We start from the raw sequence: 19,194 nt of genomic DNA, 5'->3' as shown, positions 1-19,194 counted from the left end.
TCTCTGCAAAAACATTAATTTAAAGTATAGATAAAATTTCATCCACATATTTCCGGTCATTGGCCAGTCTTGGTACTTTGTGCTGCCCGCCCAGTTTGCCTTTAGATTTTAACCAGTTGTAAAATGTATTGTAAGGGGCATTGTGCACTTTTGGCCGGCGCAGGGCCAGGTCTTTGAAACGCTTGGCATCGTAATCAGAATTTACTTCCCTTAAGGTTTGATCCAATACATCCACAAAGCGTTCAAAATCATTGGGCTGCTGGTCAAATTCGATGATCCATTCATGACCACCTACTTCTTCCCCTTTAAAATAGATGGGGCAGGCCGTATAATCTTTAAATACGGCTCCTGTTTCGGTACAGGCCTTACAAATGGCCTGTTCGGCATTGTCAATGATCACTTCCTCGCCAAAAGCATTGATGAAATGTTTGGTACGACCGGTAATTTTTATCCGGTACGGAAAAAGACTGGTAAACTGGACTGTATCGCCAATCATATAACGCCACAGACCGCCGTTTGTAGAAATGATAATGGCATAATTCTTATGCAGTTCAACTTCCTCCAGCGATAAGGTACGTGGATGTTTCTCCTCCAGGTGTTCCAACGGCAGAAATTCATAGTAAATTCCATAATCCAGCATCAGCAGCATCTCATCTGAATTTACCTCATCCTGTATGCCAAAGAAGCCTTCAGAAGCATTGTAAGTTTCCAGGTAATACATTTCCGCTGAGGGGATCAGCTCTTTGAACTGTTCCCGGTAAGGCTTAAAATTAACGGCTCCATGGATGTAAAGTTCCAGGTTGGGCCACACTTCAAGTAAATGCTTTTTTCCGGTTATTTCCAGCACCTTTTTTGCCAGTACTATTGTCCAGGTAGGCACCCCGGCAATATTGGTTACATTTTCTTTAATGGTCGCCTCGGCCATCTTTTCCATTTTTTCCTCATAGTTGTCCATAAGGGCAATAGAAATATTCGGTGTGCGGTAATACTCGGCCCATACCGGTAAATTTTTGATCAGTACCGCCGAGAGGTCTCCGTAAAAGGAATCCTCATTGAGCTGGTTGATCTGATGGCTTCCTCCAAGTACCAGGCCTTTTCCGGTCAGGATCTGGTTGTCGGGCCTGTTGTTACAAAAGATAGACAGCATGTCTTTACCACCTTTAAAATGGCACTCCTGCAAAGATTCTTCAGACACGGGAATAAATTTACTCCTGTCGCTTGTTGTTCCGGATGATTTGGCAAACCACTTGATCTCTGAAGACCAGAGGATGTTTTGCTCCCCTTTCAGCATCCGTTCTATGTAAGGTTTTAAAGTATCATAATTCTGAATGGGTACCCTTTCTTTAAACTGCTGTGGCGAAAGGATTGACTGATAATCATACTTCAGCCCCCATTCGGTATGTTCTGCGCTGGATATCAGTTTGTGAAACCATTCTTCCTGCACATCGTGTGGATATTTCATGAAAAGCTCGATCTGGTGAACGCGCTTTTTCATGTACCATGTAAAAATTGAATTTACAATTGCCATCTGTTGGTTTTGAATAAAGACTATAACTGTTTTTTGCGCAATACGAAGTTCGAGCCAAGATAAACCCGCCTTACCATTTCATTGGCCGCAAGCACCTCCGGCGTGCCCGATTCCAATATTTTACCTTCAAAAAGCAGGTAGGCCCTGTCTGTAATTGACAAGGTTTCCTGTACGTTATGATCTGTGATCAATATCCCAATGTTTTTGTTTTTAAGTTTATAAACTATAGTCTGGATCTCCTCTACTGCAATCGGATCTACCCCTGCAAAAGGCTCATCCAGTAAAATAAAGTTCGGACTTGCGGCCAGGGCCCTTGCGATCTCTGTCCTTCTGCGTTCTCCTCCGGAAAGCAGGTCACCCCTGTTTTTACGTACTTTATGTAAACTAAATTCTGTGATCAATTCTTCCAGCTTCTCATGGCGTTCTTCCCTGCCCATCTTTGTCATTTCCAAAATGGCCATAATGTTGTCTTCAACCGAAAGCTTCCTGAATACCGATGCTTCCTGGGCCAGGTAGCCTATACCTTTCTGCGCCCTGCGGTACATCGGATCTTTGGTGATGTCATGTTCGTCTAAATAAATGGTGCCTTCATTCGGCTTGATCAAGCCAACAATCATATAGAATGAAGTTGTTTTGCCTGCGCCGTTTGGCCCAAGCAAGCCCACAATTTCACCTTGGCTTACACTAAATGAGACGTCATTAACAACAGTTCGCTGCTTGTATTTTTTTATGAGATGCTCAGCTCTTAATATCATTTATAATTACGAATTACGATTTGCGATTTTTTACGATTGTAGATTTGCTCAATCCAGTTTAATGGCTTTAATGTTCAATTGTAAACGTTTTTGTTCTTTCCATACATTCTCTTCAATTGTATAACAAACAGAAAAAGGCCGGTTTGGTTGTAGCAAGTGTTCATATTCTTCAGCCATTCCAAAACCTATACAATCAAAAATAGCTGAATTTTGTTGTTTTATGGTTAATTTTAAATGTTTTGTGCCCACAACAAATGAGCTGCCTGCTAAAATTACTTCATGACTTACAAATACCGGAGCCAAATTATGTGGGCCAAAGGGTGCCATTTGTGCAATGATCCGCTGAAATTTTCCATCTATCTGTGACAGCCTGATTTCATTATCTATGCCAATTTCAGGGCAAAGCAGGTTTTCGGTAATGGTTGCCGCTACTATGCTTTCAAAGCGATCTGTAAAAGAATCCATATCCTCTGCCTTTATCGTTAAGCCAGCGGCAAATTTATGTCCGCCAAACTGCACCAGCAAATCTTCGCAACCCAGAAGGGCCTCATACAGATCAAAGCCGGCTACAGAACGGGCAGAACCGGTAAGCAAGCCATTCGATTTTGTCAGCACCACTGTAGGACGGTAATATTTTTCTATTAGTCTGGACGCCACAATACCTATTACCCCTTTATTCCAGCTCTCATGGTAAACAACGGTGGTCCTTTTATTCATCAGGATCTCACATTCACCTATCAAGGCCAGGGCCTCTGCAGTCATGTTCTGGTCTGATGTTTTGCGTTCGGTATTTTGGAGGTTAATCAGTAAACTCTGTTCCTGGGCAAGGCTGTCCTCGGTACACAGCAGCATTTTCACTGCCTGGTTGGCATGGTCCATGCGTCCGGCGGCGTTAATGCGTGGGGCCAGGGTAAATACCACATCTGTAAGGCTGTAATTTTTATTTTTGCCCGATATGTCCATCAAGGCCTTCAAACCCATGCAAGGCCGGGTATTCAGCTTAACCAGGCCATGATAAGCCAGTATCCTGTTCTCGTCCGCTACCGGAACAATATCCGCGGCAATGCTTACCATTACCAGATCCAGGTAACGTTCATACTGTTCTGCAGGCAGGTCATGTCGCAGGCAATAGGCTTGGGCAAGCTTAAATCCAATGCCACAGCCAGCCAGTTCTTTAAAAGGGTAAGGGCAATCCTTGCGTTTTGGATCAAGAATGGCCGCTGCCGCCGGCAGCTCCTCTCCGGGTAAATGGTGGTCACAGATGATAAAGTCTATACCTAAGGTATTTGCATAAGCTATTTTGTCGTTAGATTTGATCCCGCAATCCAGTGCAATGATCAGGCTGAAACCATTTTCCCTGGCAAAATCTATTCCTGTTGTAGATATGCCATAACCCTCTTTGTGCCTGTCGGGGATATAATAAGCAATTTCTGCCGTAAACTGGCTAAAAAAACTGAAAGCAAGCGCTACCGAAGTCGTACCGTCCACGTCATAGTCGCCGTAAACCAATATTTTTTCCCCGCTACCGATTGCCCTGTCAATACGTCCTATGGCTTTATCCATGTCCTTCATTAAAAAGGGATCATGTAACCTGGCCATATCAGGTCTGAAATATTCCTTTGCCTCCTCAAAAGAGGAAATCCCCCTTTGCACCAGTATCTGGGCTAAACTTTGATCTATATTTAACGTTTGCGCAAGCAGCTCGGTTGTCTCTTTATTGCCCTGTACAGCTTGAACCCATCTTTTCTTCATCTAATTATAATGCTATTACTTCATGCAGGTTCCATATCTTTGCAATGATTCGTAAATATATCATTAATTAATAACTACGCCATTGCAAGTTTTCACTTTATACGAGGGGTCTTATTCTGTAGCTGCCGATAAAAAGTTTATTCCGTTTAACCCGGAAACAGACGATCCAAAAAGCAGACCAGCTTCTTTGTTTGTTCATATTCAGCCCTTCCTTGTCCAGTTAAAAGATTCACTTTTACTGTTTGATACCGGCCTGGGGTATCGTAATGATCAGGGGAAGTTGATTTTGCATGAAAACATAAAAAAGGCAGGCTTTGACCCCGACGATGTAAACATGGTACTCATGTCACATCTCCATTTTGATCATTCCGGCGGTATGATCAACTATGTGGATGATAATATGGAACTCAGTTTCCCCCATGCCAGTTATGTCATACAAAGGGGAGAGTGGGAGAGTGCGTTTACCAGTCCTTCCTCCTCCTATAAAACGGAAATATTTGATTTCCTGCAGCGCAACGCCCAGCTTACTTTTATTGAAGGTTCGGGGCAGCTGACGCCCGAGATCAGTTATGAACTGACTGGTGCCCATACGCCTTTCCACCAGGTCTTTTTACTGGATGACGGCAACGATAAAGTTTTTTTTGGAGGAGATGTCTTGCCAGAGCCTGAAGAGCTGCTCAGGAAATTTATTGCAAAATATGATTTTGACGGTCGTAAAGCGATGGAGCTTCGTGAAGAATTCGGAAAAAGGGCAGCAGCCGAGCATTGGAACTGCCTGTTTTATCATGGCAAAACAAAAGCTTCCGGTTACGTAAGCTTAACAGAGGGGCAGTTTAAGATCTCCTAGTTTTTATTGACCGAGTAAATTAAAAAGCTCTATTAACCTTTCTATAGAAAGGGGTTTAGAAATGAATCCCTTTACTTTTGCATAGGTTTTGGCCTTTTCTATATCATTTTCATAAACCGAAGAAGACAGCATATACATGTCTACCCTTTTTTCGATATTTAGCTCTTCATAAGTGTCCAGAAACTCCCAGCCATTTAAAACAGGCATGTTGATGTCTATTAATATCAGGTGAGGAAAGGATTCCTGACCTAGTGTGGCTTTTAAATGATCTATGGCCAGTAAGCCATTTGCCTTGGATACCATATTAACATTGTATCCCGTTTTTTCTACAATCTTTTTGATAATGAAGATGTTGATGTCATCATCATCAATAACGAGAAGGTTAATTCTATTATCCATCATAAGGGTTGCTGGCTTTTAGCCAAAATATTTGCTGCTGTTATAAAGTTATGAAATATGTCTGTAATTATTTTAACTGATAAACATTTATTTTATCAATAAAAAAAGCCATTATTAATAATGGCTTTTTAATAATTAATACAAGTGTACCTATTTTTTCGCGATCAGTTTGATGGAAAGTTCAAAATCATCGTAAATCATTTTGTCGCCTATGTCCGGGAACATGCCTTTAGACCTGAATTTAATGCCAAATTTAGTCCTGTCTACCACTACTTTATCTGCGGTAGCAGTTACCGTCCCATCTGCATTCCATACCACAGCTGCAGGGAAAGTGATGGAATTGGTTATTCCTTTTATGGTCAGGTCGCCTGTTACATTTACCTGATTTCCAGATCCGGCAGCAACTTTTTTAATTACAAAGCTGGATGTCGCAAATTTATCAACACCAAAAAAGTCATCTGCTTTTAAGTGTCCTTCCAGTTTCTCACTTTTATCGGCATCCTTTATCGTGGCCATGTTGATGGTAAAATTTCCACCTGCCAGTTTTTTACCCTCAAACTGCAAATTGCCCGATTGAAGATTAATGCTGCCGTTGTGGCCGCCTGTTACTTTTTTAGCTACCCATGTTAAGGTAGATTTTTCTACATCAACTTTATACGTTACCGGCTTTAACACCGGTGCAATAAAGGCCGAGGAAGTAATTACTACAAGTAGTAATGCCAATGAGCTGAGTTTTAATTTCATTCTTTATGTTTTTGATGCAAGATAGGTTTTTTGATGTATTTATGCTACAGGTTCTTCCAGGTAACTTTCAATTGGCGGACATGCACAAACCAGTGACCTGTCTCCAAAGGAATCGTTAACCCTGCCTACTGATGGCCAGAACTTATAGGCCGCAACATAAGGCAAAGGAAATGCCGCCGTTTGTCTGCTGTAAGCATGGGTCCATTCGTCGCCTGTTACTACAGCCGCAGTATGTGGTGCATTTTTTAAGGGGTTGTCTGTTTTGTCCAACCCACCCTGCTCCACTAAAGCCATCTCCTTGCGGATCGCGATTAAAGCATCGCAGAAACGGTCCAGCTCATGCTTGGGTTCACTTTCCGTAGGTTCAATCATTAAGGTCCCCGCAACCGGGAAAGATACTGTTGGTGCATGAAAACCATAGTCCATTAAACGTTTGGCAATGTCAACCACTTCAATTCCATAGCTTTTGAAACCTCTGCAATCCAGGATCATCTCATGTGCGCAACGCCCGTTTGCTCCCGAATACAAAACGGGGTAATGCTGCTCCAAACGCGCTTTCATGTAATTCGCATTTAAAATCGCATACCTGGTGGCATTGGTAAGCCCTGTAGACCCCATCATGGCAATATAGGCATGTGAGATAATCAATATTGATGCAGAACCCCAGGGTGCAGAAGATACGGCATGAATAGATTTTTCGTTATTGATGTCCACTACAGCATGACCCGGAAGGTAAGGCATCAGGTGTTTTGCCACACCAATCGGGCCCATGCCCGGGCCACCACCACCATGGGGGATACAGAAAGTTTTATGTAAGTTCAGGTGACAAACATCCGCACCGATATTCCCGGGGCTGGTCAACCCAACCTGTGCATTCATATTTGCACCGTCCATATAAACCTGTCCGCCATTTTCATGGATGATGCTGCAGATGTCTGCAATACTTTCTTCAAACACACCATGAGTAGAGGGGTAGGTCACCATCAGGCAGGATAGATGGGCAGCATGTTCTTCAGCTTTAGCTTTTAAATCTGCCACGTCGATATTCCCGTTTTCCATTGATTTAACAATCACGATCTTCATTCCTGCCATTGCAGCAGAAGCCGGATTGGTTCCATGTGCAGAAGAAGGAATGAGTGCAATGTTACGGTGCGCATCGCCGCGATCATTATGGTAAGCCCTGATGACCATCAATCCTGCATATTCGCCCTGTGCCCCGGCATTTGGCTGTAAGCTCATGGCCGCGAAGCCAGTGATTTCACTCAGCCATTTATCGAGCTCATTAAATACTGTATAGTAACCTAGAACCTGGTCTGCAGGTGCAAATGGATGGATCCCACCAAACTCCGGCCAGGTAACCGGGATCATTTCAGTGGTTGCATTGAGTTTCATGGTACATGATCCCAGGGCAATCATGGAATGACAAAGGGAAAGATCTTTGGTTTCCAGTGATTTGATATAACGCAACATCTCGTGTTCCGAGTGGTGCGCATTGAATATCGGATGGCTTAAATAAGCAGATTGACGCTGTAAGGCCGCAGGAATTACAGTCTGTACATTTTTTTCATCTGCCAGTTCCACAGCATCCGCTGCTATGGCCTTTACTTTTGAAAAGATTTTGGTCAGCAGTTTAATGTCTTCAACCGAGGTGGTCTCATCCAGCGCAATGGTCACCGTATTTCCGTTGTAGTGCAGGTTCAGCTCATTGTCTAAACATTCTCTGTGGATAGAATCTGCAAGGTCACCAAGGTCCAGCTGTATGGTGTCAAAATAAGCTTTATTCAGTTGTTTGTAGCCAATCTTCTCCAGTGATCTGGCCAGCGTAACCGTCAGGCCATGCGTACGTTCTGCAATCAGTTTCAAACCTTTTGGGCCATGATATACGGCATAAAAGCCAGCCATGATCGCCAATAAGGCCTGTGCAGTACAAATGTTTGAAGTGGCTTTGTCCCTGCGGATATGCTGCTCCCTGGTTTGTAATGCCATACGCAAAGCGTAATTGTTGTTGCTGTCTATAGTGACACCAATAATACGACCCGGGATGGAACGTTTGTATTCATCTTTAGTTGCAAAATAAGCAGCATGGGGCCCGCCAAAGCCCATAGGTACACCAAAACGCTGAGTGGTTCCCACTACTACATCCGCTCCCCATTCTCCCGGAGGAGTCAGTAAGGTCAGGCTCAGCAGATCAGCTACAACCGTTACCTTAACATTTTGATCATGTGCTTTCTGTGCAAAACCCGTATAGTCAAATACTTCACCATTGCCGGCAGGATATTGGATAATGCCGCCAAAAAACTCTCCATTCAGCTCAAACGACTGATGGTTGCCAATTACCAGTTCAATCCCGTAAGGATTGGCCCTTGTTTTTAAAATATCTATGGTTTGAGGAAACAACAGTTCAGATACAAAAAATTTCGTCGCCTGCTGGTTCTTTTTTAAGCTGTATTGCATAAACATAGCTTCCGCTGCAGCTGTACCTTCGTCCAGTAAAGATGCATTGGCAATTTCCATCCCGGTAAGGTCAATCACCATGGTCTGGAAATTTAATAAAGCCTGCAAACGGCCCTGCGCAATCTCGGCCTGGTATGGTGTGTACTGGGTATACCATCCCGGGTTTTCCATTACGTTCCTTAATATTACTCCGGGCGTAGTGGTATTGTAATAACCCTGTCCAATATAAGATTTGAAAACTTTATTTAAAGAAGCCGTTTGTTTTAAAGCCGCAAGGTAATCTTTTTCAGATTTTGCCTCAGGTAAATTCAATGGCTGTTTTAACCTGATCTTTTGAGGAACCGTTTGTTCAATCAGTTCATCAATCGTAGCAAGGCCAATGGTGTGTAACATGGCATCGGTATCCTGCGTGTTTGGGGCAATGTGGCGGTCTTTAAAGTCCTCTTTGTAATAAATATCTAAGCTCATGGAGTCTATGAATAAAAAGTTGCGCAAAGGTAATAAAAAATACCCTTAGCTTCAGTTAAAAAAAACTGCATGAACTTTTAATAGTTGCGGTTTACTCGCCCGTAACAGCCCAGCCAGACTCCTTTTTGTATTTCAGCTTATAGGTTTTAGTAATGAAATTACTGCCCGTGTTTTGGTCCTTATAAAAAACGGTGAAAGCATTTTTTACTTTTTTGAGCATTACCGTAACTTTTGCTGTTTTATTACTGCTTTTGTCAACACTAACTGGCTTGTCTTCATCCTGGGCATATTCGATTACTTTCAGTGTCGCCTTGTTTTGTTCCTGCTTCAGTACGTAAGGTTTCGATTTATCGGTCAGGCTGATCTGGTATACATAAGCACTGTCTTTGGACAGGAATTTTTTCTTCTGTTCCTGCAGTTCCATAACTACAAAACCTTTGTCCTGCAGATCTTTGTAACTGGCCAGGGCTGCTTTATCGTTTTTGCTTTTAAATTTAACTTCTCCCAATTCCAGCTGTTGTGTCTCATAAACCGGGTTTGCTTTCAGGTAATCACTTACCAGATCAGTTGCTGCACTTTGGTCTAAAACTGCATTATTACTGCAGGCGGCAATAAGAATTGTGAAGAGCAAATATACCGGGATCAATTTTTTCCTGTTCATAAATTAAGGCTTAATGTTGTTTTAACTGCTTTAAATACATTTGTATGGTATTCTCCAGCCCTAAATAGAGCGCATCACTGATCAGCGCGTGGCCTATACTCACTTCCAGCAAACCAGGTATGCTTTCTGCAAAATATTTCAGGTTATGCAGATCAAGGTCGTGACCCGCATTAATTCCTAAGCCCAGCTCATGTGCCTTATGTGCAGCCGCAACATAGGGTAAAACCGCCTTTTCCCGGTTTTCATAAAAGTTATGGGCATAAGCCTCAGTATAAAGTTCAATCCTGTCCGTACCTGTTTGCGCAGCGCCCTCAACCATTTCTACCACAGGATCTACAAAAATAGATACCCTTATCCCTGCAGATTTAAACAGGCCAACCATTTCCTTTAAATAATCCAGATGTTTGATGGTATCCCAGCCATGATTGGAGGTAATTTGTCCATCAGCATCAGGTACCAGGGTTACCTGTGCCGGTTTATTGGCCAATACAAGCTCCACAAATTTCTGTTCCCTGCAATTGCCCTCAATATTAAACTCTGTTGCAATTACAGCTTTTAAGTCATATACATCCTGGTAACGGATGTGTCTTTCATCAGGGCGGGGGTGCACGGTTATCCCTTCTGCACCGAAGCGTTCACAATCGAGTGCTACTTTTACCAGGTCAGGATTATTGCCGCCACGGCTATTGCGTAAAGTGGCTATTTTGTTGATATTTACAGAGAGTTTTGTCATGTAAACAAAGATAAAATAAATAACCTATGTCAATACGATCTCTATTTGTTTTTATAGCCCTGGTTGGTATTTGCAACTTAACTTATGCCCGGCAGGACAGCAGTATTTTTAAAGGCTATCCGGTTATCGCTCACGCCGATACTTTGTTTCACATCAAGAACAAGCTGGGCTCTCTGTCGGCCTCCGAAAGGGCACAGCGAACTTCCGGAAAAGTAGAAGCGCTCGCCGAGGATATGCTCTTTGTTCCAGATTCTCTCGTCACAGCAGACGATTCAACACTGGTGGCCATTGTTTATAAAGGTGATGTTTTGCTCAGCCTGTCTAAAGCTGATGCCGATTCGGTAAAGATGGACCAGAATATCATGGCAAAAGCTTACCAGGAAATCATGATCAACAACATCAAAACTTATAAAAATGAGACCAACTTAACCGAATTATTGAAACGGGCAGGCCTTGGTTTGCTCATCCTGATCGTTCTTGGGTTTTGCATTTATTTCCTCAACAAATACTCAAACCGCTTTAATGCATGGCTCCGCATTAAACTGCACCAAAGGATAGTTGGACTCAAAATTAAAAACTATGAACTGATCAACAGGCAAAATGAATTGCTGCTGATCAGCAAATTCCTGGGGCTGATCAAGCTCATCGTCATCATCGTACTGGTGTACCTTACTCTGCCCATTGTTTTCCGGCTTTTTCCCTGGACCAAACCCTGGAGCGACAGCCTCATCGGTTTTATACTTAACCCCTTAAAGAATATATTCAGTGCGATCATAGATTTTATCCCCAGCCTCATCACCATAGCTGTAATTGTAATTGTGTTCCATTACCTAAAAAAGGCGATCAAATTCCTTTCTGATGAGATTGCTGCCGAAAAATTAAAGATCAATGGTTTTTATCCGGACTGGGCAAAGCCAACCTTTAATATTGTACGCATTGTTTTGAATGCTTTTATGGTGGTGGTGATCTGGCCCTTTATTCCGGGTTCCAATTCTGAAATATTTAAGGGGGTTTCCGTGTTTTTAGGGCTTTTGATCTCCTTTGGTTCTTCCTCCGCCATCAGCAATGGTGTTGCGGGAATGGTGATCACCTATATGCGGCCGTTTAAAATTGGTGATGTTGTAAAAATTGGTGATACCACAGGTATTGTTCAGGAGAAATCCTTGCTGGTTACACGTATTTTAACACCTAAGAACGAGGTAATTACCATTCCAAACAGTGCCATATTAAACGGCAATACCGTAAACTACAGCAGTATGGCCAATCAGGACGGTCTGGTGCTGCACACAACAGTTACACTGGGTTATGACATTCCATGGGCAACAGCCCATGAACTGCTGATTAATGCGGCAATGACTTCAGAGGGGGTAATTAGAGAAAAAAGACCCTTTGTGCTGCAAACCAGCCTGGAAGACTGGTATGTTTCTTACCAGCTGAATGCCTATATTGATAACCCGAAAAAGATGCCTGCCATCTATTCTGAAATTCATAAAAACATCCATATTGCATTTGATGCTGCAGGGGTAGAGATCATGTCGCCACATTACCAGGCCATCAGAGATGGCAATGCCAGTACAGTCCCTGGCCCTGTGATCAATAAGGAATAAAATTACAGGTCAAAAAAAAAGATGCCGCCATTGGCTGCATCTTTTTTTAATTTTGGCCGGGCAAACCCGAATGAACTAGTATCTGTAAGCTTCCGGTTTAAACGGACCTTCCACAGGAACACCGATATAATCAGCCTGGTGCTGATCTAAAACATCAAGTTCTACCCCAATTTTAGCCAGGTGCAAGCGTGCAACCTTCTCATCTAAATATTTAGGAAGTACATATACTTTGTTCTCATATTTATCTGTATTGGTCCAAAGTTCCAACTGGGCCAATGTCTGGTTGGTAAAAGAGTTAGACATTACAAAGCTCGGGTGACCAGTTGCGCAACCTAAGTTTACCAGGCGGCCTTCAGCCAATAAAATGATGTCTTTGCCATCAATAGTATATAAATCTACTTGCGGCTTGATCTCTATTTTAGTATCGCCATAGTTCTTGTTTAACCAGGCAACGTCAATTTCATTGTCAAAGTGACCAATGTTACAAACGATCGCTTTATCTTTCATGGTTTTGAAGTGCTCAGCACGAACGATATCGCAGTTACCGGTAGTGGTTACAATGATATCAGCTTCTTTAACAGCTGTAGCGAATTTCTTCACTTCATAACCTTCCATTGCCGCTTGTAGTGCACAGATCGGATCAATTTCTGAAACGATCACACGTACACCTTGTGAACTTAAAGATTCAGCAGAACCTTTACCTACATCGCCATAACCTACTACAACAGCCACTTTACCAGCCATCATTACATCAGTTGCACGACGGATCGCATCAACCAATGACTCACGGCAGCCATATTTATTGTCAAACTTAGATTTGGTAACAGAATCGTTTACGTTGATTGCAGGTAAATGCAAAGTGCCATTTTTCATGCGCTCATACAAACGGTGTACACCAGTGGTAGTTTCTTCCGATAAACCTTTGATGTCCGCAATCAGTTCAGGGAACCTGTCAAACACCATATTGGTCAAATCACCGCCGTCATCTAAAATCATGTTTAATGGCTTGCGCTCAGGACCAAAATGTAAGGTCTGCTCAATACACCAATCAAAATCAGGCTCATTAAGGCCTTTCCATGCATAAACCTGGATACCTGCAGCAGCAATAGCAGCAGCAGCGTGATCCTGGGTAGAGAAAATGTTGCAGGATGACCAAGTCACTTCAGCACCAAGTTCTACCAGTGTTTCAATTAAAACCGCAGTCTGGATGGTCATGTGTAAGCATCCTGCAATGCGGGCACCTTTTAAAGGTTTCGATGGTCCGAATTCTTCACGCAATGACATTAATCCAGGCATTTCTGCCTCTGCCAGTCCGATCTCTTTGCGGCCCCATTCTGCCAGTGAAATGTCCTTAACTTTGTAAGGAACGTAAGTTGTCTCTACTGATGACATATTTTTTTATTTAAATGAGCTGCAAATTTACGACTATTTCTTTTTATTTATGGTAACAAAAAATTAAAGCTTGCAAAAGCATTACTGTATAAAGGTGGTATCTGTTGCAACAAAGGTCTTATTTTGAATTTAAATACTTAGCTTTAAAAACCAAACCAAACTTTTTTTATGACCAAAACGCTCTGTACACTTTCCATCTGCATATTTTTTTATACCGCCCTATTTGCCCAAGCCAGTAAAATAGACAGCTCCCAAATGCGTACCCTTCGCATCGATCCCGAAGCAGCCAGAGGTGCCACTGTTTCACAGCTTTTCGATGAAGTAAAATTTATTCCGCTGGAAACCACAAAAGAAAGCCTTTTCGGTTCCATCAGTCAGCTAGAGCTTACCAATAAATATTATATCATTTATGACTATGATACCAAGTCCATCTTAATCTTTACTAAAGATGGCAAGTATAAAAATAAGATCAGTTCAAGCAAAGTAGAGAAAGACCCTAACGATAAAGAAGACAAGAATTTTTATGGTTTTACCTTAACCAAGGAAAATAACGAACCCATTATCCAGGTTTATACCGGTCGTTATTTTCTCTATTTTAATTTGGAAGGTAAAATGCTCAGAAAAGTACTTTCCAAAGATCTGCCCTATGGCAATGCCTTTAAGTTTACAGATGGAACAACCATAAAGCAAGCCTATACGGATAAAAAGGATAAAGACAGTACCCAATATGAAATTGCATTGTTGAAAGATGATAAAGAGCTGGGCAAATATTTCCCTTATAACAAGAGCAGGTACAAGGAAGACCAGTTTTTTACTGCCGGTAACAACTTAACCGATTACGGGGTGCCGGATGAATTTTTCTGTCTCACGTTTTATGAATACAATATTTATAAGCTAAGCCCCAAAAGTCTGTCGCTGGCCTACCGGGTCATATTTCCGGCATCCAATTCTTTGCCGGCCGATTTCAAAACCAATCCTGTGTATAAAAATAAAAGGCAGGAGTTTTTTACAAAAAACCCTGCCGTAATTTATGCAGTAGGCAATCCATACCAGATAGGGGATAACCTTTTTTTTAAAACAGCCAGTTTTACATGGTCCAATAACAAAAAGAATGCATTGGTATATCATCTAAAGTCGGGCAGTATGACATCAATTAACCACCTCGAGCCAGATTCACTTTCCAGCTTCCTGCCGGTAACTGACGCCGGTTATTATTACGATTTTACGAACAAGGGCTTCCACAAGTTTGATGGCGGCTACTTTTATACCAGTTATTCCTCCCTGGCCATGTTTGCATTCAAAGAGCAGAATGAAAAGAGGAACCGGAAGTATAATGATGTTTTGAATCATTATTTTAAAACAAGCGACAAAAAAAGCAATCCAATTATTGTTCAGTTAAAACCCAAAAAAGGTTAGCGCTCTATGCGAATATTTTGTTCCTTAATTATCGCATCAATATTTATTCTAAATGTTATTGATGCCAGAGCGCAACATGCTTCAGTAAGTCTCGCAGCGAATGCAACCTATATTGGAACAACCAAAGGCATCGTGCGCGACACCGCACACAATTATGCGCTCAGGTCTGCAACAGTATCTGTTTATAAATCAGCAGACAGCTCCCTGCTCAGTTACCAGATTACCAATAACTACGGAGAATTTAACTTTAAAAACCTACCGGTAAATCTGCCCTTAAGATTAGAGGTAAGCCATGTGGGTTATCAGCTGCTCCGTAAAAACTTTACCATACCGGCCGCAAAAAATACCATAGACCTGCAAACTTTAATCATCAGCCCCAGGGATATTACGTTGAAAGATGTAGTCATCTCTGTGCCACCCATCAGTATGAATGGAGATACGCTGGAATTTAATGCGGCGGCTTTTAAACTCGACAGTAATGCCGTGGTAGAAGACCTTTTACGGAAAATACCCAATATTACCGTTTGGGGCGATGGACAGATCACCGTTAACGGCCGCGAGATCAAAAGTCTGCTGGTTAATGGCAAGCCGTTTTTTGATGGCGACATGAAAATAGCAACACAAAATATAGCCAAAAATGCGCTGGCGAAAATCCAGGTGTACAACACTGCCAAAAATGAAAGTAATCCACTGGATTCCACATTGGAAATGAACTTAAAGCTAAAAAAAGGTAAAGATATTGGCTATTTTGGAAAGATCGGGGTCGGGTACGGCACCAATGGCCGCTATGAAGCGGATGCAAATTTTAATATTTTCTCACCTAAAATGCAGATCGCTATTGTTGGTGCCAGCAACAACATCAATAAACTAGCCAGCAATGCCAGAACGTTGGTCTCCAACAGTACCTTTAAAGGTACAGGTGCCAATATAGACTACCAGCCCGACTTCCGGTCATCGGGTATCACCAGGCCTGTTGCGGCGGGCGTCACTTTCAACTATAATTTTGTCGAAAAGCCAACTTACAATAATAGAAGTACGTTTAAAGCCGATTACTTTTTGATCAACAAGCATACCGATGAAATTTCTGAAACCAAAACCACCACATCGGTAAACAGTACGGATCAGATTTTTGAAAACAGCAACCGTACAAATACAGCTATCGCTACCGATCAGCGGTTCTCTTCAGATTATGATTGGGCAAAAGAAAGCCATAGTATGAAGTTTACGAACTCTTTAAGCCTGAATCAAGGAGAGAATACCAGTCAAACCTTCCGGACAGCAGGCAACCCAGATCAGGCACTAACCAGCACCAATAATGCTTTTAACGAGAATAATTTTAAAAATACCAGTTTTAAGCTGGACGGAAAATATCAGTTTTCGCAAAGCAACTGGAGGCCCAAACAATTGCTCAGGCAATTTAATGCTACCTATGCTTTAGCCGTCAATGATAAAGAGAACCAGCGCTTAAATCTCACTGAGTTTATATCCTATACCAATCCCGCCGACAACAGGAAGTTTAACCGTAAATACAGCACCAAAAGCAATGCTATAAGCCAGCAGCTCGATGTTGAGTTTCCGGCTTTAAAACAATTGTTTTTTGGAGATAAAAATCTGGCCGGGCTGGATTTTTCCATTTCCAATAAATTCAATGTGCGATCAGATAAAGGCCACAACCAGGTTGAAGATTTTAATGCTGTTACCAATACTTATGAAGGCAACAGCTACCTCAACAATCAGGTGCAAACACATATACTGGATGAAACACCAGGGTTGTCGATTCGCCGGATGTTTTATAGCCGCTTAGCCAATCGTTACCAGAAAAGCCTGAACCTTAGTTTCTCTCCAAAATTGAATTTTATCTATCAGGATAACCAGTCACAAAAGTCATTTCAGAATATCAGGCGAAGTTATCATAATATTTTACCTGATGCTTCGGTGGATTATTCTAATAGTCAGTTCGGCGAGCATTACCGTACTTATCGCTTAAATTTTACCACCGTTATCCGCATTCCTGGCATACAACAGCTGGCACCTTTGGTAGATAGTACCAATCTGTATCATTTGCAGCGGGGCAATGTCAACTTACGTGAAATGGCCGATAAAAGCATTTCTTTTAATTTCAATCATTACGATCAGACAACAAAGAATACACTAAACTACAACGCTTCGGTTACAGCCGGGATGATTGACCGCAATATTGTAGATAGCATATTGATTGATGCTGACAACAGAAGAACAGTTTACCTGGTAAACGCTAATGGGAATAAATACCTTAATTTTTTCGGTAGCGTCCAGAAAGCTTTTAAGTTTAAAACTACTGAGCTGCAGATCAGGTTGAACAGCTCCCTCAATACCACCAGAAATCCGGGCTATACCAATGGTATTTTTACCTTTTCCAATAATCTGAACACCAACTCATCGGCAAACATCAACTACACCTATAAAAGCTTTCTGGCACTTGCCGTCGGACAAAATTATTCCACCTACCACACAAAACAAAAAGCATTTAATACCCAATACAGTGGCAAAAATATATCAAGCAGCTTAAGTAGCAGTTATAATGTGACCAAAAAGTTCACCTTAAACAGCAACATCACCTTTAATACCAGTTCCTCCTCCGGATCAGAAGCTGTCAATTTTACCATTTGGAATGCCAGTGCAATCTACAGGTTCCTGAAAGGGAACAATGCCGAGCTTAAATTTTCTGCACTTGATTTGTTGCATCAAAACAACAGTGTCATCAACTACGGTTATGCCAACAGTTTTACGGTGGGTACGCAAAATGTTTTGCAGCAGTATTTCATGACCACATTGTCCTATTACCCAAGGCGCTTTGGAAAGAAGGAAGTTAAGCCTCCAAAGTAATTTAATGGTAAAAACTGTCTCCCTTTCCTGCTAGCCCTTTGATGCTAACTGCAAGTGCTGTACCTTTGTATCATAAAGAAGAAATAAACAAACATTTAAAGATATGTATCCAGAATATTTAGTAGAACCAATGCGTGCAGAGCTTACAAATGTAGGTTTCCAGGAGTTAAAAACTGCAGCAGATGTAGACAACGCCATCACCGGCGAAGGAACTGTGTTTGTTGTCGTAAATTCAGTTTGTGGTTGTGCTGCGGCCAATGCACGTCCGGCAGCAAAACTTGCTGCGGCCAATGAAAAACATCCTGATAAACTGGTAACTGTTTTTGCAGGAATGGAAAAAGAAGCAGTTGATCAGGCAAGAAGTTATATGATGCCTTTCCCTCCATCTTCGCCAGCTATGGCATTATTTAAAGATGGCAAACTGGTTCACATGATTGAGCGTCACCAGATTGAAGGGCGTCCGGCCCAAATGATTGCGGATAGCCTGATCGGCGCGTTTGATCAGTATTGCTAAGCTGAGCAACAAATTATTGAAATAAGGGCTGCAATCACAAATTGCAGCCCTTATTGTTCCTAGGGATTTCGAAAATTGAGGAAGAACAATTTAAATCGTTACCGGCTCCTCCTTGCCATTATGGCAACTCACACAAGAAATGTTAACCCACTTTCCTTGTTTATCCTTTTCACATAAAAGCGCTCAAGCTTACAACCGTAGCTAATAATATCTAAAACGTAACGGTCTTTTTATACTGCATAAGAGAGATTTGATACAGCAATTTTAAAAATCTTTATTGAGCAACTTCTCCAGTTCCCCAAAAGACACATTCATCCTTACCCGACCCTGCTTCGCATACGCAATTTCCCCGGTCTCTTCAGAAATGATCACTGCAACCGCATCTGTAGTTTCAGAAACCCCGATGCCTGCCCGGTGCCTTAAACCGAACTGGGGCGGTAATTTATCATTATCCGTCAGCGGTAAAATACAGCTGGCACTTTTGATCTTGTTTTCTGCAATGACCACAGCCCCATCATGCAGGGGGCTGTATTTCTGGAAAATGCTCTCCAGTAAACGCTTGGAGATCTTGGAATCTATAATTTCACAACTGTTCGCAAAAAGCTGGTCATCGTAAAACTTAACAAAAACAATCAGCGCACCCGTTCTTGATTTTTTCATGCTCTTACAAGCATCAATAATGGGCTTGATCCTGATCAGGTTATTCTGTTCGATGTTCTTGCTGCCAAACAGATAGCCCCACCAGGCTTTATTCTGTTGTAAAAAAGTATTCTTACCGATCAGCAGCAGGAAGCGCCTGATCTCCGGCTGAAAAATGACGATCAGGGCAATGATCCCCACATTCATGAACTGGTTGATGATGGTTGAGAGCAGTTCCATATTCAGCGCCTTAACCACCCAGTGAATCACCAGTATGATCACCATCCCCAGTAAAAGATTTACCGCAAGTGTATTTTTAATGAGGTTATAGATGTAATAAATGATCAGTGCGACAAGAATAATGTCTACCACATCCGTAAAAGATACCCTGAGAAAATCGAAGTCCAAGCTTTTCATCTA

Annotated in this window: 15 protein-coding genes; 5 read left to right on the top strand and 10 right to left on the bottom strand. The window is 42.0% G+C overall.

What is annotated here, in order from left to right; translation table 11 throughout:
* Nucleotides 1-19 precede the first annotated feature (19 nt).
* Genes R2Q85_RS07780 through recJ form a run of 3 tightly spaced genes read right to left on the bottom strand, consistent with a single transcriptional unit; the run spans nucleotide 20 to nucleotide 4,035 of the window.
* Nucleotides 20-1,528 (bottom strand): GH3 auxin-responsive promoter family protein, encoded by a 1,509-nt coding sequence (locus tag R2Q85_RS07780; RefSeq protein ID WP_316811199.1) that lies wholly within the window; start codon nucleotides 1,526-1,528, stop codon nucleotides 20-22.
* A 20-nt stretch (nucleotides 1,529-1,548) separates the two neighbouring features.
* Complete coding sequence (gene lptB, locus R2Q85_RS07775; protein WP_316811198.1) at nucleotides 1,549-2,283, bottom strand: LPS export ABC transporter ATP-binding protein; 735 nt, start codon at nucleotides 2,281-2,283, stop codon at nucleotides 1,549-1,551.
* 48 nt (nucleotides 2,284-2,331) lie between these two features.
* Nucleotides 2,332-4,035: a single-stranded-DNA-specific exonuclease RecJ gene (recJ, locus tag R2Q85_RS07770; RefSeq protein WP_316811197.1), complete on the bottom strand. Its 1,704-nt coding sequence runs from the start codon at nucleotides 4,033-4,035 to the stop codon at nucleotides 2,332-2,334.
* A gap of 82 nt (nucleotides 4,036-4,117) precedes the next feature.
* On the opposite strand from recJ, the gene R2Q85_RS07765 reads away from it, so the two are divergent.
* Nucleotides 4,118-4,882 (top strand): MBL fold metallo-hydrolase, encoded by a 765-nt coding sequence (locus R2Q85_RS07765; protein WP_316811196.1) that lies wholly within the window; start codon nucleotides 4,118-4,120, stop codon nucleotides 4,880-4,882.
* Between the two features lie 3 nt (nucleotides 4,883-4,885).
* On the opposite strand, the gene R2Q85_RS07760 is transcribed toward R2Q85_RS07765, so the two are convergent.
* The 5 genes from R2Q85_RS07760 to R2Q85_RS07740 form a co-directional block, all read right to left on the bottom strand.
* A complete protein-coding gene (locus R2Q85_RS07760) occupies nucleotides 4,886-5,284 on the bottom strand; it encodes a response regulator (protein WP_316811195.1) in 399 nt (132 codons plus the stop codon).
* Between the two features lie 147 nt (nucleotides 5,285-5,431).
* Entirely contained in the window at nucleotides 5,432-6,025 is a 594-nt protein-coding gene (locus R2Q85_RS07755) for a YceI family protein (protein ID WP_316811194.1), read from the bottom strand.
* Between the two features lie 39 nt (nucleotides 6,026-6,064).
* On the bottom strand, nucleotides 6,065-8,947 hold the full coding sequence (gene gcvP, locus R2Q85_RS07750) for an aminomethyl-transferring glycine dehydrogenase (protein WP_316811193.1): 2,883 nt from the start codon (nucleotides 8,945-8,947) through the stop codon (nucleotides 6,065-6,067).
* Nucleotides 8,948-9,038: 91 nt separating this feature from the next.
* Nucleotides 9,039-9,608, bottom strand: coding sequence for a hypothetical protein (locus R2Q85_RS07745; protein WP_316811192.1), 570 nt, complete (start codon nucleotides 9,606-9,608; stop codon nucleotides 9,039-9,041).
* Between the two features lie 10 nt (nucleotides 9,609-9,618).
* Complete coding sequence (locus tag R2Q85_RS07740) at nucleotides 9,619-10,341, bottom strand: pyridoxine 5'-phosphate synthase (RefSeq protein ID WP_316811191.1); 723 nt, start codon at nucleotides 10,339-10,341, stop codon at nucleotides 9,619-9,621.
* A gap of 26 nt (nucleotides 10,342-10,367) precedes the next feature.
* Between R2Q85_RS07740 and R2Q85_RS07735 the strand changes: the two genes are divergently transcribed.
* Nucleotides 10,368-11,948, top strand: coding sequence for a mechanosensitive ion channel family protein (locus R2Q85_RS07735; protein WP_316811190.1), 1,581 nt, complete (start codon nucleotides 10,368-10,370; stop codon nucleotides 11,946-11,948).
* Nucleotides 11,949-12,023: 75 nt separating this feature from the next.
* Here R2Q85_RS07735 and ahcY read toward each other — a convergent pair whose 3' ends face one another.
* Entirely contained in the window at nucleotides 12,024-13,340 is a 1,317-nt protein-coding gene (gene ahcY / locus R2Q85_RS07730) for an adenosylhomocysteinase (RefSeq protein WP_316811189.1), read from the bottom strand.
* Between the two features lie 168 nt (nucleotides 13,341-13,508).
* On the opposite strand from ahcY, the gene R2Q85_RS07725 reads away from it, so the two are divergent.
* From R2Q85_RS07725 to R2Q85_RS07715, 3 genes are all read left to right on the top strand, one after another.
* Complete coding sequence (locus R2Q85_RS07725; RefSeq protein ID WP_316811188.1) at nucleotides 13,509-14,756, top strand: 6-bladed beta-propeller; 1,248 nt, start codon at nucleotides 13,509-13,511, stop codon at nucleotides 14,754-14,756.
* 6 nt (nucleotides 14,757-14,762) lie between these two features.
* Nucleotides 14,763-17,621, top strand: a complete 2,859-nt coding sequence (locus R2Q85_RS07720) for a TonB-dependent receptor (RefSeq protein ID WP_316811187.1) — start codon at nucleotides 14,763-14,765, stop codon at nucleotides 17,619-17,621.
* A 103-nt stretch (nucleotides 17,622-17,724) separates the two neighbouring features.
* On the top strand, nucleotides 17,725-18,135 hold the full coding sequence (locus tag R2Q85_RS07715; protein WP_316811186.1) for a BrxA/BrxB family bacilliredoxin: 411 nt from the start codon (nucleotides 17,725-17,727) through the stop codon (nucleotides 18,133-18,135).
* 264 nt (nucleotides 18,136-18,399) lie between these two features.
* On the opposite strand, the gene cdaA is transcribed toward R2Q85_RS07715, so the two are convergent.
* Nucleotides 18,400-19,191, bottom strand: coding sequence for a diadenylate cyclase CdaA (cdaA, locus tag R2Q85_RS07710; protein WP_316811185.1), 792 nt, complete (start codon nucleotides 19,189-19,191; stop codon nucleotides 18,400-18,402).
* Nucleotides 19,192-19,194 lie beyond the last annotated feature (3 nt).

Source organism: Pedobacter heparinus, from assembly GCF_032678725.1.
GTDB classification, from domain to species: domain Bacteria; phylum Bacteroidota; class Bacteroidia; order Sphingobacteriales; family Sphingobacteriaceae; genus Pedobacter; species Pedobacter heparinus_A.
The sequence above is the reverse complement of the archived record's forward strand: the minus strand, read 5'-3'. Positions and strand labels throughout refer to the sequence as shown.